The sequence below is a fragment of the Streptomyces sp. NPDC000348 genome (genome assembly GCF_042898795.1).
In the GTDB taxonomy this organism is placed as follows: Bacteria; Actinomycetota; Actinomycetes; order Streptomycetales; family Streptomycetaceae; genus Streptomyces.
The window spans coordinates 82,077-95,766 of record NZ_JBIAZD010000004.1 but is presented as its reverse complement, the minus strand read 5'-3'; the positions used below and the strand labels follow the sequence as shown (position 1 = coordinate 95,766).

General features: G+C 71.8%; 11 protein-coding genes. 3 read left to right on the top strand and 8 right to left on the bottom strand.

The features are described 5' to 3' along the window. Positions 1 to 92: 92 nt before the first annotated feature. The 8 genes from ACFY3N_RS10095 to ACFY3N_RS10060 form a co-directional block, all read right to left on the bottom strand. A complete protein-coding gene (locus ACFY3N_RS10095) occupies positions 93 to 1,379 on the bottom strand; it encodes a DegT/DnrJ/EryC1/StrS family aminotransferase (protein ID WP_390816141.1) in 1,287 nt (428 codons plus the stop codon). After that, complete coding sequence (locus tag ACFY3N_RS10090; protein ID WP_390816140.1) at positions 1,376 to 1,903, bottom strand: adenylate kinase; 528 nt, start codon at positions 1,901 to 1,903, stop codon at positions 1,376 to 1,378. The genes ACFY3N_RS10095 and ACFY3N_RS10090 overlap by 4 nt, the downstream gene beginning before the upstream one ends. Then, positions 1,900 to 2,871 (bottom strand): hypothetical protein, encoded by a 972-nt coding sequence (locus ACFY3N_RS10085; RefSeq protein ID WP_390816139.1) that lies wholly within the window; start codon positions 2,869 to 2,871, stop codon positions 1,900 to 1,902. The genes ACFY3N_RS10090 and ACFY3N_RS10085 overlap by 4 nt, the downstream gene beginning before the upstream one ends. Next, on the bottom strand, positions 2,868 to 3,902 hold the full coding sequence (locus ACFY3N_RS10080) for a phosphotransferase enzyme family protein (RefSeq protein WP_390816138.1): 1,035 nt from the start codon (positions 3,900 to 3,902) through the stop codon (positions 2,868 to 2,870). Before ACFY3N_RS10080 ends, ACFY3N_RS10085 begins: the two co-directional genes overlap by 4 nt. Further along, positions 3,895 to 5,007 (bottom strand): inositol-3-phosphate synthase, encoded by a 1,113-nt coding sequence (locus tag ACFY3N_RS10075; protein ID WP_390816137.1) that lies wholly within the window; start codon positions 5,005 to 5,007, stop codon positions 3,895 to 3,897. Before ACFY3N_RS10075 ends, ACFY3N_RS10080 begins: the two co-directional genes overlap by 8 nt. 509 nt (positions 5,008 to 5,516) lie before the next feature. After that, a complete protein-coding gene (locus tag ACFY3N_RS10070; protein WP_386014707.1) occupies positions 5,517 to 6,296 on the bottom strand; it encodes an SDR family NAD(P)-dependent oxidoreductase in 780 nt (259 codons plus the stop codon). Between the two features lie 25 nt (positions 6,297 to 6,321). Beyond that, the gene (locus tag ACFY3N_RS10065) at positions 6,322 to 6,804 is read right to left on the bottom strand and encodes an NUDIX hydrolase (RefSeq protein WP_390816136.1); all 483 of its coding nucleotides are present in this window, start codon (positions 6,802 to 6,804) and stop codon (positions 6,322 to 6,324) included. Next, positions 6,801 to 7,895: a hypothetical protein gene (locus ACFY3N_RS10060; protein ID WP_390816135.1), complete on the bottom strand. Its 1,095-nt coding sequence runs from the start codon at positions 7,893 to 7,895 to the stop codon at positions 6,801 to 6,803. The genes ACFY3N_RS10065 and ACFY3N_RS10060 overlap by 4 nt, the downstream gene beginning before the upstream one ends. Positions 7,896 to 9,218: 1,323 nt before the next feature. Here ACFY3N_RS10060 and ACFY3N_RS10055 point away from each other — a divergent pair. The 3 genes from ACFY3N_RS10055 to ACFY3N_RS10045 all read left to right on the top strand — a co-directional run bounded on the left by ACFY3N_RS10055 (position 9,219) and on the right by ACFY3N_RS10045 (position 13,659). Continuing rightward, positions 9,219 to 10,451, top strand: a complete 1,233-nt coding sequence (locus tag ACFY3N_RS10055) for a low temperature requirement protein A (RefSeq protein ID WP_390816134.1) — start codon at positions 9,219 to 9,221, stop codon at positions 10,449 to 10,451. 566 nt (positions 10,452 to 11,017) lie between these two features. Beyond that, the gene (locus ACFY3N_RS10050; RefSeq protein ID WP_390816460.1) at positions 11,018 to 12,898 is read left to right on the top strand and encodes an amidohydrolase; all 1,881 of its coding nucleotides are present in this window, start codon (positions 11,018 to 11,020) and stop codon (positions 12,896 to 12,898) included. A gap of 98 nt (positions 12,899 to 12,996) precedes the next feature. Further along, positions 12,997 to 13,659, top strand: coding sequence for a hydrolase (locus ACFY3N_RS10045; RefSeq protein ID WP_390816133.1), 663 nt, complete (start codon positions 12,997 to 12,999; stop codon positions 13,657 to 13,659). The last annotated feature ends 31 nt before the right edge of the window (positions 13,660 to 13,690 follow it).

Genomic DNA, 13,690 nt, shown 5'->3' with positions numbered 1-13,690 from the left:
GACCTCCATGTCGGGGCGGAACGGTGGTGCGGTGCCGGCCCGGTACGCGACGGGGCGTACCGGGCCGACGCGGGCTCCGAGAGGGGGAGCCGCTACGCGGCGAGGGCGCCGGCGGCGTGCCGGTCGCGCAGTTCCTCGGCGTGGGTGACGACCTTGCGGATGCCTTCGGCCCAGGCGTCCATCAGGTCGGGGCGCTCGTCGGAGTACGTGGGCAGCCGCAGCGCGCGGGCGATGTAGGCGTCGACGCCCGGGAACTCGTCGCCCCGGTACACGCGGTAGGTGTTGTCCCCGGGGTGGTACGTGCCGGGGTGCCAGGACGGGCTGCGGAAGGCGGCCTCGCGGTGCAGCGGAGGCGAGGTGGGCCGGGTGAGCGGGACGCCCTCGGCCCTGACGGCGGCCGTGAAGACGTCGACGGGCAGGCCGCCGAGCTCCTCGGCGACGTAGAGGGGCTGGTAGCTGACGTAGTGGGCGACGCGGTCGACGTGCCGCTGGCGCACCGGCGGGGTGATGCCGGGGATGTCGTCCAGGAGGGCGCCGAGCCGGCCGTAGTTCCGCTCGCGTCCTGTCAGCACGGTGTCGAGCCGGGCGAGGGCGCCCCGGGCGAGGGCCGCGCCGACCGGGTGGATGCGGTAGTTGAGGCCGAAGCCGGTCCGGCCGTAGGCGCCGTACTCGTCGCTGGTGACGTCCTCCTCGCCGCGGTCGATGCAGTGACCGAGCATCACCGCGCGCTCGTAGATCCTGCGGTCGTCGGTGACGAGAACGCCCCCCTCGCCCGCCGTGACCTGCTTCTTGGCCTGGAGGCTGAAGGCGGCGACATCACCGTGGCGGCCGACCGGCCGGCCCGAGCACTCCGCGCCGTGCGCCTGGGAGCAGTCCTCGACGACCGCGAGGCCGTGTTCGCGGGCGAAGGCGGTGATGCGCTCCATGTCGGCGGGGAAGCCCATCAGGTGGGTGACCACGACGGCCCTCGTGCGCGGCGTGAGGTGGGCGGCGAGCCCGTCGGGGTCGAGGATTCCGGTGTCGGGATCCACGTCGGCGAGGACGGGGACGCCGTTGCAGGTGAAGACCGGCATGGCGGTGGCGAGGAAGGTGTAGGCCGGGGCGATGACCTCGTCGCCGGGACGCAGATCCAGGCCGAAGAAGGCCGAGTGCAGGGCGGACGTGCCCGAGTTGACGGCGAGGGCGTGGGCGGCGCCGAGGCGCTCCCGGTAGCCGTTCTCCAGGGCCTGGACCTCGCCCTCGCTGCCGTTGTAGGTGATCTCACCGCGTCGCAGCAACGCGGTGACCGCTCCGATGTCCTCCTCGGTGATGTTCGGCCACTTGGGCCGCTCGGCCGGGGTCAGCAGGGGCTCTCCGCCGAGGAGCGCGAGTCGTGTCATGCCCGTTCCTTACTGAGTAGTTCTCGGATGTCGTTCGGGGTCCGCAACCGCAGGCAGGACACGGAGCGGGCCTGCATGCGGGCGAACAGTTCGGTGTTGGTGCGCCGGACCACGGGGAACTCCCGGTGGGCCCAGAGCACGAGCTGCAAGGCGCTGCCGGGACGTTCGCGGTTGCCGTTCCACAGCTCCTCCCGCGTGCGCAGCCGTCGTACGGTGCGACGCAGCAGCCGGGCCGTGGTGGTCCCGCGGGGCGGGTCGACCCAGACGACGGTGTCGGCTAGTTCCTCGAGGACCGGGTGGGCCGCGCCGTACTGCCCGTCCGCGATCCAGCCGTCGGTGCGGTCCAGGGCGGCGACGTCGGCGAGGAACTCGTCCTCGGGACGCCGCTGCCAGCCCGACGCCCAGAACATGGCGTCCAGCTCGTAGTGGGGCAGGCCCCGGGCCTCGGCGAGGGCGCGGGCGACGGTGCTCTTGCCCGCGCCCGAGGGGCCGACCACCCACACCCGGCTACCGGTCGTGCTCACGTTCTCCGCCCTCCTTCCCTTGCCGGGGGCGGTACGGGGACGTCTCCGTCCAGGAGCCGGGTCAGCGCGGCGGTTCCGTCGTGCAGGGCGGAGAAGTCCTGCCGGAGTTCGACGCCGGGGACCTGCGCCGCCAGGCGGGCGAGGAGGTCCTGCCGGACCGCCGGCGGAACGGGGTCGAAGAACGGCAGCAGGAAGTCGGCGTGCTTGACCACGGTGGGCAGTTCGTTGGCCGTGAGCCGGGCCAGGGTCTCCTCCGGTCCGAGGGGCACGACACCGGGTTCGGGGTGGAACCGGGGGAAAACCAGGACCCCGACCGGCGCCTCGGCCAGCAGCGGAGGGCCGCCCGCGAGGTCGCGCAGTTCCGCCGGGTGGAGCAGGCGATCGGTGTCGCCGGGCAGTCCGACGGCGGCGAAGGTGTCCCCGCGCACGGAGACCCGGCGGGGCCAGCCCCGTCCGGTCCAGCCGCCGGCGTCCGCACGGACGGAGACGTCGTCGTTGCCGACGAAGCGGAGCCCGTGACGCAGGGCGGACAGGACGGTGGAGGTCTTCCCCGCTCGCTTCGCCCCCAGCACGAGCGCGCCGCGCCCGTCGTCCCGGGCGACCAGCCCGGCGTGCAGGAAGACCTCCGGTTCCTCCGCGTGCATCAGCCGCAGCAGGATGCGGGTGAACCGGACCAGGTTGTGCCGCAGGAAGGAGCGCGGCATCGCCGGGTCGAACAGCACCTCGCGGGCCGTTCCGTCGTACCAGAGCCGGGTGGGGGGTTCGGTGGCGCTGGTGATGACCACCTCCTCCCCCGCCGGCCGCTTCCGGTCCGCGGTCCCGATCCGCCAGCGGGCGTCGTCGGGACCGCCGGGCTCGGTGGCGACCCGGACGTAGGGGCCGAGCAGTTCCCGGACGTACACGGCCGAGTCGCGGCTCACGTCCAGCGCCACCGCGTGCCCCGGGGTGCGGCACACGTACCTCGTCACCGCGGAGTTCCCTGCGGAGCTGTGGCGATGACGTCGGAGAGGATGCCGCGGACCGCGCCGGCGCCCTCGGCCCGCCAGCCGAGGTACCACTCCAGGATGCCCGGGGCGCGCCGCGCAACCTGCCGGAGGTAGTCGGGCGACGGGACGAAGTTCAGCTCCAGCACCGGGACGAGGGAGCCGAGTTCGTCCGGTGTGAGCGGCTCGCGCGCCGTCGCGGCGGCGAGGACCGCCCGGGCCCGGTCCGGCAGGACCTGGAAGCCGCCGCGGGCCTTGCGGGGCAGGAACAGCAGCGCCCGTGCCACGTCGTAGACGCGGGAGCGCAGCTGCAGCGCGTCCCAGTCGAGGACGCAGGCCAGCTCCCCGCTGTCGGAGTACAGCAGGTTGGAGCCCGCGACCTCGCCGTGGGTGAGGACCTCGGGGAGGTCTCCGTACCCGGCGAGTTCGGTGCGGGCCCGGCGCAGCACCGCCGCGTAGGCGCGCCGGGCGTGGGCGCGCACGGCGGCGCTCACGTACGGGGCGGCTATCTCGTCGACCTCGTCCAGCGCCGCGTGCGGGGGCCGCTCGGTGGTGAGCCAGAACTCCAGGTTGCGGGTGGAGCTCTGGCCGTCCGCGGGCAGCCCGTCGACCGGGACGCGGTGCAGTGCCGCCAGGAAGGCACCGGCCTGTTCGATGTCGCCCGGCCGGTCCACGTCGAAGGGCCGGCCCTCCCGCCAGGGCCGCAGTTGCCAGACGGAGCCGTCGTGGGCGGCCGAGCTGCCTCCCTCCGCTGTCGGCACGGGAACCGCGACCGGGATGCCGGCGGCGGTCAGCCGGGGCAGGGCGGCGTGCTCGAAGGCCAGCCACTGCGGGGCGACGTCCCGCCCGAGCCGCTTGAGCGCGTACTCCCCCTGCGAAGTGGTCACGCGCCAGACGGTGTTGACGCTCTCCCGGTTCAGTGACCACGCCCGGTGGCTACCGAGGCCGTAGCTCCGGTCGAGGACGCGGGCCACGGCGGGGTCGTGATCGGGCAGCCAGGAGGCGGGGTCAGGCATTCCCGTCGACCGCCTGCAGCGCGTGGTGCTCGCCGGCCTTGCGCACGAAGGCCTGGAAGTCGTGCAGTGCCTCGGACTCCTTGGCCCCCGTCTTCGGGCTCTTGAACAGGAAGGCGCAGACGGGGTCGATGACGCCGACCATGCCCTGGCGGGAGGCGCTGTGCGCGGTGCGGACGGCGTTGGCCAGCACCGCGGCGGCATTGGGGCTGTCCTCGACCTCCAGGCGTACCTCCATGTGCACGGGGGCGCCGATGATGCTTTCGCCCTCGATGCGCAGGAAGCACACCTTGCGGTCGCCGAGGTGCTTGACGAAGCCGTTGGGGCCCGCGGCGACCTCGCGGGAGTCGATGCCGGCGTTGGCGAGGGCCTTGCGCTTGGAGACCTGCTTCGAGCGGGACCTGGCCGGGTCGGAGAGGTTCAGGAAGTCGGTGTTGCCGCCGACGTTGAGCTGGTAGTTGTCCTTGACCTCGACACCGCGGCTCTGGAAGAGCTCGATCAGGGCGGTGTGCAGGGTGGTGGCGCCGAGGTGGCTGCGCAGGTCGTCGCCGAGGAGGGGGGCGCCGTGCTCGGTGAACAGGGCCACCAGCGCGGGGTCGTTGGCGACGGGCTCGGGGGTGGCGTTGACGAAGCCCGCGCCCGCCTCGGCGGCGGCCCTGGCGTACGTCTGGACGGCCTCGGTCGAGCCGGTGGGCAGCAGGCAGACCACGACGTCGGGTCGTGCGGCGGCCAGGGCGGCGGCCAGCGACTCCGGGGTCGCGACGGCGGTGGCGGAATGGGCGTCGACGGCGTCGCCGAGCGCGCCGTCGAGGCCGTCGAGCAGCGGGCCGGCCTGGACGGTGACGCCCAGGTGCGGCACGTCCACGTGGCGGACGGCGGCGGTGCGTCCCGCGTACACGGCCTCCGAGAGGTCCTGGCCCACCTTCAGGACGTCGACGTCGAAGGCCGCGACGAACTCCACGTCGCCGAGACGGTGACCGCCGATGTACTCGTGCATCACGCCGTTGGAGGGGCCGGGCCGCTCCCGGTCAAGGACCACGGACTGCACGAAACTGGAGGCGCAGGAGCCGACGCCGGCGAGCGCGACCCTGATCGCGTTGTTACTCAATGTATTCCTCCGGACGTATACCTGACGATCGTCAGGGACTACTCGGCGTACTGAGGCGTCTCACGCGGCGTCGAGGCGTCTCACGCGGCCGAGGATCGGCGCGAACAGTGGATCTGGTCCAGCAATGTTCGCCCGGTTGCGAAAAACGTATATCAGTGGACTCCATTTATCCACCAAGAGAATCCAAAGGAACGTGAGGGCATCTCTCCGACACGCATGACGGCGATATTTCCACACGCGCTTCATCGCGCATCGCGCCGAATTCGGGCACCTCACGCACGCCCCCGAAAAGCGCAGAGAAAGGGAGCCGAAAATGGGCACCACAGGCCGCCCCGCAAACCCTCGGGCAAAAACAGGAGGGGTTTACGGCGGGTACGGGTCCGCGAGATCATCGGCGCCGGGTGAACGGCGCCGGGGAAGAGAGCGGGGCGGCAGCTCCTTTCCGAACAAAGCAGCCCCGCCTCACGATTTCCGTCGTGCCGTGGAGGCCCTCGCACGGCACGACGGCGTCACGTCACGGTGAGCCCGGCGTCGACCATGAGGTTCTCACCGGTGATGAAACCGGCCTCCGAGGAGAGCAGGAAGGCGACGGCGGAGGCGATCTCCTCCGGGTCGGCGGTGCGGTGCAGCATGTGCCGGCCGCCGATGTCCGGACGGGCGTCCGCCTCCTCCCGCGACACCCCGTACTTCTCCTTGTAGCGGCGCGCGAGGTTGTCGCTCCAGACCGTTCCCGGGCTCACCGCGTTCACCCGGATCCCCGCCCCGGCCAGGTCGGTGGCCATGCACCGGGTCATGCCGATGATGGCGGCCTTGGTGGCGCTGTAGGTGACGGACCGGGGCTGCGCGATGTGCGCGGAGATCGAGGAGACGTTGACGACGCTGCCGCCGCCGGCGGCCTCCATCAGGGGCGCGCTGTGTTTGACCATCAGGGCGTGGCCCATGATGTTGACGTCCGTGACGCGCCGCCACTCCTCCACGGTGGCCTCGATCCCGCGCGTGATGAACGCGGCGGCGCAGTTCACGAGGAGTTCGACACCGCCGAACGCGGTCCGTGTCGCCTCCACCGCGGCCACCACGTCGCTCTCGTCGGAGATGTCGCCGTGCACGAAGCCGACGTGCTCACCGCCCGGGCGCCGTGTCAGCTCCGCGACCGCGGACTTCCCGAACTCTTCGTTCGTGTCCATGATCATGACGCGGGCGCCCTCCTCGACGAGGCGCTCGGCGACCGCCCTGCCGATCCCCTGGGCGCCGCCGGTCACCAGGGCGGGCCGTCCTCGCAGTCCCTTCACGTGCTGGTCCCTCCGGATTCCGTGCTCAGCTGCCGACGACATCGGGCTCGGCGGGGGCGCCGTCGGTGAGCACGGCGCGCAGCCGGGGTGCCAGATCGGCGGGCACCAGCCGGTCCGTGGCGGCGTCCAGCTCGTCCAGCGTCCACCACCGGTGACCGGAGACCGTGTCGATCTCCCCCTGGCTGAAGCCGCTGGTGTCGACGGAGAAGTGGGAGACGCGGCAGAGGTAGAACCGCTCGCGGCAGTCGTAGGTGTTGCCGCCCCAGGAGGCGACGGCCTCCCGGTACCAGATCTGGGGGCCGATCTCGAACTCCGTGCGTCCGGTCTCCTCCTCGACCTCCCGGCGCAGGGCTTCCTCGGGCGACTCCCCCTCCTTGATGCCACCGCCCACCGGGTACCAGAAGGTCTCGCCGTTGGCGTCGTCCACGCTGGAGAACAGCAGGAGTCTGTCGTCCTCGTCCAGCAGCAGGGCCCGGGCGCTGTAACGAATCTGCGGGGTGGTTGTCACGAGGGGTCTCCTGTCTTCTCGGCACCGGCGCGCGGGACGAGCCAGGCCGCCAGAACGTCGCTCTTGTAGGTGGCCGGCGTCCACGTGCCGTGCCGGGCGGGCACGGCGGCGGCCAGTTCGCCGAGCCGGCCCTTGACGTCACCGGCCGGTTCGGGGCTCGCGTCCGCGGACAGCCACCGGCCGCGGTACGCCGTGTCGGGTACGAGGATGTGCTCGGCCAGGGCGGCCACGGCCTCCCCCTCGGCGACCGGGCCGGACAGGGGCCGGGGTGCGCCGGTGTTCTCGAGCAGCACCAGCGCGTCGATCCGCGTGGAGGCCAGGAACTCGACACCGGCCAGACGCCGCATCTCCCCGTTGCTGAGCGAGATCTTGCCCTTGGGGTCCGGTCTGCGGGCGGCCGCCTCACCGTGTCTGATCAGTCTGTCCTTCTCGCCGGGCTCGATACCGAGACCGGCCGCCGCTTCCCGGGTGAGGCGGGTGGACAGCGGCAGACCGACCACGGCCCATTCCGGGCCGTCGGCCAGCAGCAGGCACCGGTCGGTGGCGACGCAGTGGCCGCCCGCGCGGGCGAGCTGGACGGAGGCCGAGGTCTTGCCGGCGCCGGAGGGGCCGGCGAGGACCACCCCGGTGCCGTCGGGCAGGACGGCCGCCGCGCCGTGCAGCATGAGCGCGCCGCGGTCGACGAAGTGCTCGCGCACCAGTTCCCGCATGGTGCGGGTGACGACGAGTCCCAGCTCGTGCTCGTGCGCGGTGACGATCTCCCAGGTGAGGAAGTCGGTGGTGATCAGGGCGTGCGGGAACTCGTGCCCCTCCTGCGAGACGAGGACGAACGCTCCGTCCTCGTTCCGGTGGCAGCCGTACCACCAGCCGGCGTAGGACTCACGACGCTCGGTCGCCGGTCTCGCGGTCAGCTCCGCGAGTCGCGACGGGGAGCTCACGGCTTCGATGTCGATCCGTGTGGCGGCCCGGTCCGGCTCCTCGCGGGCGAGACGGTGCTGGCTGCTGACGTAGTCGAGGACCCCGGGATCCTCGGCCCGGACCCGTAACTCCAGGTCGTGCCAGGTCGTCCGGGTCTCGCGTGGTAATCCCAAGGTGAAACGCCTCCATGACGCAGAAGAAGTGATCGTGCGGCGCCGGCCTGCGGGTGCTCTATCTCCCTCGCGTACCGGAGCCGAAGGCGGTCACGACCGATCCTCGTGTGGCGGATATCTCCGCAGGAGCTGCTTCTGCGCAGGGGCGCGTTCTCTTCAGCATTCCGCTTCTTTCTGTTGCGACAGACAGCGATCACCTCAGCGGATATCCGCTGCGACACTTTCCTTCATGTCACGGCAGAGCCTCACCGTATAGCCGGATCGCCTCCCCAAAGACATGAGAAGGACCGGGCAAAAAATTATCGGTTTTCACTGACTGGGCAGAGGGCGAACCGGTCGGTAAGTTACCGACCCGTTAGCCTCTGGGTCTTGCTTGCTGGCCCCATGGGGTTTACGGACTGCAAGCGATCATCTCAAACATCATTGAAACTTTCAACGCTCCGGTTCCCTTTCGGCGAGGGCGAGTGGGGCAGTTCCTTGTACGCAGGACCACCGGCACACCGGCTCACCCTCCTCATCCCTTCCGATAATGTGGCGCGAAATCGGCGCAGACTTGTCCGGTGTGGGCAGGTTCAACCTTTTCCGACCTCGGCCGAACGATGCCGGGCCGCCCCGGAGCCCACCTGACATGGCGCGGTTCTTTCCATGGGCCGGCGGTGAGGCGAGCGGCCGACGGGCCGACCGCGAGGCGCTGTCGAGCGTGAACTAGTGATGTCACTAGCCGGTCGTCGGAAGGTGACCGTCAAACCCGTCTCCGTGAGGCGGCCGTCCAGGAGGGGGCTGCGGTACCGGATATGACGAAGGCCCCTTCCTGCGCGCCGCCCGCACGAGGGCTGCGCGACGATCCGCCCCGATTTCCTCGACCGGGAGACGACCTCGCGGCCCGTCTCCGGGAGGACGCCGATGCCCAGGACACCGGCTTCCCTCGTGTGTTCGCCGGACCGGGACGTGTGAACGCCGAGCGGCGCCGGCGGCCGGAGGGGGTGGTCCGCCGTCCGGCGGTCGTCGGCGGCGCGGCCGTCCGCACCGGCGTTGCGGTGCGGACGGCCGTGCGTGCGGTGGGGCGCCGGCCGACGAGACCCCCTTCAGCGCCCCGGAGCGACGACATGACCTGTGCGGTCGTCCTGTCCACCGCCGACCTGCGCCTGCACGACCAGCCGCCGCGTGCCGCGCTCTCCTCGGCCGACGAGGTGGTGTCCGGCTCCCGGCGGACGTTCGCTCTCGTGCAAGCATCCGTGCACCGGTGGACTCCCGCCGTTCCCCGGTTCGTCCTACCTTCGGCGACCGACCGCACCTGGCGGACGGACCGGACGTGGAACGGCGATGAGTATGGACGAGCGAGCGGATGTGGTGGTCCCCGGTCCGGGGCCGGGCGGCGGACACCTCGCGGGGAACACGGTCCCCGCCGTACGCCGGCGGCAGGCCATGGCGGGCCGTGACCCCTGGGAGGCGCACCGGTCCGCCACGCCGCTCGAGCTCTTCCTCGACCTCTGCTTCGTCGTCGCCGTGGCACAGGCCTCGGAGGGTCTGCACGAGGCACTGACGCACGGTCATCACGCCTCGGGCATCCTGCGTTTCGCGCTGGTCTTCTTCACCGTGTGGTGGGCCTGGATGAACTTCACCTGGTTCGCCTCCGCCTACGACCCCGACGACACCCCCTACCGGCTCACGGTCCTGGCGCAGATCACGGGATCCCTCGTCCTCGCCGCCGGCGTCGGCCGTGCCTTCGAGCACGGGGACCTGCTCGTCATCACGCTCGGGTACGTGGTGCTGCGCACGGCTCTGGCGGCGCTGTGGCTCCGGGCCGGATTCGCCGACCCCGGCCGGCGCAGGACGACGCTCCGCTTCGCCGCCGGGGTGACGTCCTGCCAACTCGGATGGATCGGGCTTCTGTTCCTCCCGGAACAGCTACGGCTCCCGGGCATCGCCGTGATGATCGTGGCAGAGGTTCTGGTCCCGGTGTGGGCGCAGTCCGCCGGAATGACCCCGTGGCATCCGCACCACATCGCCGAGCGCTACGGGCTGTTCACCCTCATCGTCCTCGGGGAGTCCGTGGCGGCCGCCACGGTCGCCGTCCGGGGAGCGTTCGACCGGCATCACGGCACCGTCGCGCTGTACGCGCTGGCCGGCGGCGGCCTGCTGACGGCCTTCGCGATGTGGTGGCTGTACTTCACCAAGCCGGCGCACACGCTGCTCTCCACGACGCACCGGGCTCACCACAGACGTTTCACCTGGGCGTACGGTCACTACCTGATCTTCGCCTCGGCCACTGCGGAGGGAGCGGGGCTGGCCGCCTACGCCGACCATCTCACGCACCGTACCGGCACGTCGTCCGCGGGTGCCGCCATGGCGGTCACCGTCCCGGCCGCCGTCTTCCTGACCGCCGTGTGGGCGGTACACCTCCGGCCGCACCAGCGACGGACGGCCGAGTGCGTGCCGTTCGCCGTCGCCGCCGCCGGCGTCCTGCTGGCCTCGTGGTCCCCGGCGCCCGCGCTCGTCGCCGGCGTACTCCTGAGCGGTCTGGTCGCCGTGGTCACCGTGCGCCGGCCGGAGTGAGACGAGCACATACGAAGGCCGCGCGGCGGGCCCCGGAGGGGACGTACGCGCGGCCTTCGCGTGTGCTGCCGTCGACCCCGGCACCAAGGGGTGGCGCGCGCCGCGTCACGGATGGTTCCGCGGTTTCCCCCGCCCGGGGAACGGCGACGGCGCGGGAAGCGCCGTCGGTCCCGACGTCCGTCGCCCCGGCCCGCTTCGCACCGAAGCGCTCCGTCTCCGGGCCGGTCGTCTCGTCCGCGCCGGCCACGAGCGTCCGGGAAGGCGCGGTCCGCCACGTCGCGCCCGAGGCCCTCTCGGTGAACGCCGGGGCGAGCAGAGGCCCTTGCGCACCTGTGCACCGGCTCCGACCCCGCCGCGCACGGTGACACCCGCAGTGCGCTGCCGGACAAACTCCAGTGCGCTGACCAGAAACCGGACCGGGACGGCCCGACGTAGCGTCACTGACGAAGCGACCGCGGCACGCGTTCCTCGTGCACCTCGCCGATGTCCCGTCCGGAGTCGAGCGCGCGGCCTTGCCGGAGATCCCACGCTGCACACCCTCAGGAGGTTGTCGAAAGGTGTCCACGATGCCGGTCGGCGGGCTGACTCCCCGCGCCACCGACGACGCGGCGGACCTCGTCGTCCGCAATGCCAAGATCCACACCGGTGACCCGCGCCGTCCCCGGGCGGAGGCGATAGCCGTCCGCGACGGTGTCGTCACCGCCGTCGGTGACGACAAGGACGTGGCCGGCCAGGTGGGTCCCGCCACGCGCGTGGTCGACGCGCTCGGCCGCAGGATGATCCCGGGCCTCAACGACGCCCACCTGCACGTGATCCGCGGCGGTCTCAACTACGTGCTGGAACTGCGCTGGGACGGTGTCCGCTCGCTGCGTCAGGGCCTGGCCATGCTGCGCGAGCAGGCGGCCCGCACGCCCAGGGGGCAGTGGGTGCGGGTGGTCGGCGGCTGGTCGGCCGAGCAGTTCGCCGAACGCCGGCTGCCCACCGTCGCCGAGCTGAACGCCGCCGCACCGGACACCCCGGTCTTCGTCCTGCACCTCTACCAGTCCGCGGTCCTCAACCGCGCGGCCCTCAAGGCGGTGGGTTACGGCAAGGACACCCCCGATCCCCGGGGCGGGCAGATCATGCGGGGCCGCGACGGCGAGCCCACGGGCATGCTGCTGGCGGCTCCCAGCGCGCTGATCCTCTACTCGACGCTGGCCAAGGCGCCGGTGCTGGACGAGGAGCACCGCAAGACGTCCACCCGCCACTTCCTGCGGGAGCTGAACAGGTTCGGTCTCACCTCGGCGATCGACGCGGCGGGCGGGTTCCAGAACTTCCCCGACAACTACGGGACGGTGACGGAGCTGGCCAGGGAGGGCGAGCTGTCCCTGCGCATCGCCTACCACCTGTTCCCGCAGACCGCGGGGCAGGAGATCGACGACCTCACCCGGTGGATCGGCACGGTCCGGCCCGGGGACGGCGACGAATGGCTGCGTCTCAACGGCGCCGGCGAGAACCTCACCTGGGCGGCGGCGGACTTCGAGAACTTCGCCCAGCCCCGTCCCGAGCACGCCCCCGGCTACGAGGTGGAGTTCGAGAAGGCCGTGCGCCTCCTCATGGAGAACGGCTGGGGGTTCCGCCTGCACGCCACCTACGACGAGACCATCCGCCGCGACCTGGCCGTGTTCGAGAAGCTCGCCGCGGAGGGCCTCTTCCCGGGCGGCAACCGCTGGCTGTTCGACCACGCGGAGACCGTGTCGGCCGACAGTCTGGACCGTATCGCCGCCCTCGGCGGAGCCCTGTCGGTGCAGAACCGGCTGTCCTTCCAGGGCGAGGCGTTCGTCCGCCGCTACGGTGCCGGCGCCGCCGCGGACGCCCCGCCGATCCGCGCGATGCTGGACCGGGGCCTGACCGTCGGCGCCGGCACCGACGCCACCCGGGTCTCGTCGTACAACCCGTGGGTCGCGCTGCACTGGCTGGTCACCGGCCGCACGGTCGGCGACCTGGCCGTCCGCCCGCCGCACAACCGCGTCGACCGGGAGACGGCGCTGGCGATGTTCACCACGGCCGGTGCCGCGCTCACCGGCGAGCAGGACCTCAAGGGTGTGCTGCGGCCCGGTCTCCTCGGTGATCTCACCGTGCTGTCGGAGGACTACTTCTCGGTCCCCGACCCGGAGATCGCGCACATCGAAGCCCTGTTGACGGTCGTCGGCGGCCGCATCGTCTACGCCGCCGGCGAGTACGAGGGCATCGACGAGCAGCTGCCCCCGGTGACGCCCGGATGGAGCCCGGTGGCCCGCTTCGGCGGCTATCAGGCGAGCCCGGTGCCGGGCGGGCCGGGAGTCCGCCAGGCCGAACTCCTCGGCGAAGCCGTCGCGGAGTCGGAGCAGCACCGCCGGTGGCGCGCCCGCCGCGGCCTCCTTCCCGAGCACGACAGCCCGGTCCTCGATCCGTGCTTCTCCCTCTGAGCCGGGCGTACCGCCTCCGGACCCGGCCCCGGACCTTCCCTCCCGGATCGCGGACGACCGTCCGTGACCGTCGCACCTTCTCACCGAAAGGCATACCCATGGTCGACATCGCCGAGGTCACCGCCGCTCCCAGCCTCGACCTGCTGACCCCCGACAACTGCGCGGTGCTGTTCATCGATCACCAGCCGCAGATGTTCTTCGGCACGGGCAGCGGCGACCGCACCGCGATCATCAACGCGACGGTCGGTCTGGCGAAGGCCGCCAAGGTCTTCGACGTACCCGTCGTCCTGAGCACCGTGGCCGCCGAGTCCTTCTCCGGCCCGCTCATGCCACAGCTGGCGGACGTCCTGCCCGACCAGAAGATCATCGACCGCACCACGATGAACGCCTGGGAGGACGTCGCCTTCGTCGAGGCGGTCAAGGCGACCGGCCGGAAGAAGCTCGTCATCGCCGGCCTGTGGACCGAGGTCTGCGTCGTCCTGCCCGCGCTGTCCGCGCTCGCCCAGGGCTACGAGGTCTACGTCGTCACCGACGCGTGCGGCGGCGTCAGCCCGCAGGCCCACGAGCACGCCGTCCAGCGGATGGTCCAGGCCGGCGTGGCGCCGGTGACCTGGGTGCAGGTGCTCCTCGAGCTCCAGCGCGACTGGGCGCGCACCGGCACGTACCCGTCCGTCATGGACGTCGTGAAGGAGAACGGCGGCACCTACGGTCTCGGGGTCGTCTACGCGCAGGCCGTCATCGGCGAGCACGCCGCCGGCTGACCCGCTCCCCACGGTTGACGACGGACGTCAG